This is a genomic window from Streptomyces sp. NPDC001880 (genome assembly GCF_053594575.1).
Map to the genome: position 1 here is coordinate 1 of NZ_JBSFET010000265.1, position 1,786 is coordinate 1,786.

Annotated in this window: 1 protein-coding gene; it reads right to left on the reverse strand. The window is 68.1% G+C overall.

The genetic code is table 11. From position 1 onward, the window contains the following. Positions 1 to 19 precede the first annotated feature (19 nt). Positions 20 to 1,543 carry an acetaldehyde dehydrogenase ExaC gene (gene exaC / locus ACWCQ6_RS37125; protein WP_451096901.1) on the reverse strand — a complete coding sequence of 508 codons (1,524 nt, stop codon included), beginning with the start codon at positions 1,541 to 1,543 and terminating at the stop codon, positions 20 to 22. Positions 1,544 to 1,786 lie beyond the last annotated feature (243 nt).

Consider the following 1,786-nt stretch of genomic DNA (forward strand, 5'->3'; position numbering starts at 1 on the left):
GGCGCCTTCTTTCGTGCCGCTAGAAGAAGCCGAGCTTCTTCGGGGAGTAGCTCACCAGCAGATTCTTCGTCTGCTGGTAGTGCTCCAGCATCATCCTGTGGTTCTCCCGGCCGATCCCGGACTGCTTGTACCCGCCGAACGCCGCGTGCGCCGGGTATGCGTGGTAGCAGTTCGTCCAGACCCGGCCCGCCTGGATGGCGCGGCCGGCCCGGTACGCGGTGTTGATGTCGCGCGTCCATACGCCGGCCCCGAGGCCGTACAGGGTGTCGTTCGCGGTCCTGATCGCGTCGTCGAAGTCGGAGAAGGACGTGACCGCCACGACCGGCCCGAAGATCTCCTCCTGGAAGACCCGCATCCGGTTGTCGCCCTCGAAGACGGTGGGCTGGACGTAGTAGCCGCCCGCCAGCTCTCCGTCGTACTCGATCCGCTGTCCGCCGGTGAGGACCTTCGCGCCCTCCTGCTGGCCGATGTCCAGGTACGAGAGGATCTTCTGCAACTGGTCGTTGGAGGCCTGTGCGCCGATCATCGTGTCCGTGTCCAGCGGGTGTCCGGGCACGATCTGTTCGGTGCGGGCGATGCCCGCTTCCAGGAACTCGCCGTACAACCCGCGCTGGATCAGTGCGCGCGACGGGCAGGTGCATACCTCGCCCTGGTTGAGGGCGAACATGGTGAAGCCTTCGAGTGCCTTGTCGCGGAAGTCGTCGTCCGCGTTCCACACGTCGTCGAAGAAGATGTTGGGCGACTTCCCGCCGAGCTCCAGCGTCACCGGCTTGATGTTCTCGGAGGCGTACTGCATGATCAGCCGTCCCGTCGTCGTCTCACCGGTGAAGGCGATCTTCGCGACGCGCGGGCTGGAGGCGAGGGGCTTGCCGGCCTCCGCTCCGAAGCCGTTCACGATGTTGACGACGCCCGGAGGCAGCAGGTCGGCGACCAGCTTCAGCCATACGTGGATGGAGGCCGGGGTCTGTTCGGCCGGCTTGAGAACCACCGCGTTGCCCGCCGCGAGCGCTGGGGCCAGCTTCCAAGTCGCCATCAGGATCGGGAAGTTCCACGGGATGATCTGCGCGACGACGCCGAGCGGCTCATGGAAGTGGTAGGCGACCGTGTCGTCGTCGATCTCGCTGAGCGAGCCCTCCTGGGCCCGCAACGCACCGGCGAAATAACGGAAATGGTCGATGGCCAGCGGAATGTCGGCAGCCAGGGTCTCCCGCACCGGCTTGCCGTTGTCCCAGCTCTCGGCGACCGCGAGCTCCTCCAGGTGGGCCTCCATCCGGTCGGCGATCCTGTTGAGGAGACCGGCGCGGTCACCTGCCGACGTGGCTCCCCAGGCGGGCGCCGCGGCATGTGCCGCGTCCAGGGCGAGCTCGACGTCCTCGGCCGTCCCGCGGGCGATCTCGGTGAAGGGGCGGCCGTTGACGGGGCTGGGGTTCTCGAAGTACCGGCCACGGGTGGGCGGCACGTACGCGCCGCCGATCCAGTGGTCGTAGCGGGACTCGTACGAGACGATGGCGCCCTCGGCGCCCGGCGCGGCGTAACGGGTCATCTCTGTGGCCTCCCGGATCCGGTGCCGCCCGCCGTTGGACGGCCCTCGGCGCGAGGGTAGACAGCGGTACGTTGCAACCCCGTTGCAAGGGGGCGGGGCTATCCCTGCTCGGCGTCGAGTGCGCGGGCCCTGGCGAGGAGAGCCGGGCGCCGAGACCCTTCCCACGGTCAAGTCCTTCCTGAACTACACCGCCAGTGACGAGGGCCAGAAGCTCCTCACCGAGGCCGGCTACGCGCCGATCCC

What these genes read in the sequence shown, in the direction of transcription:
- exaC (WP_451096901.1), bottom strand. Translation starts at nt 1,543, where the DNA reads ATGACCCGTTACGCCGCGCCGGGCGCCGAGGGCGCCATCGTCTCGTAC.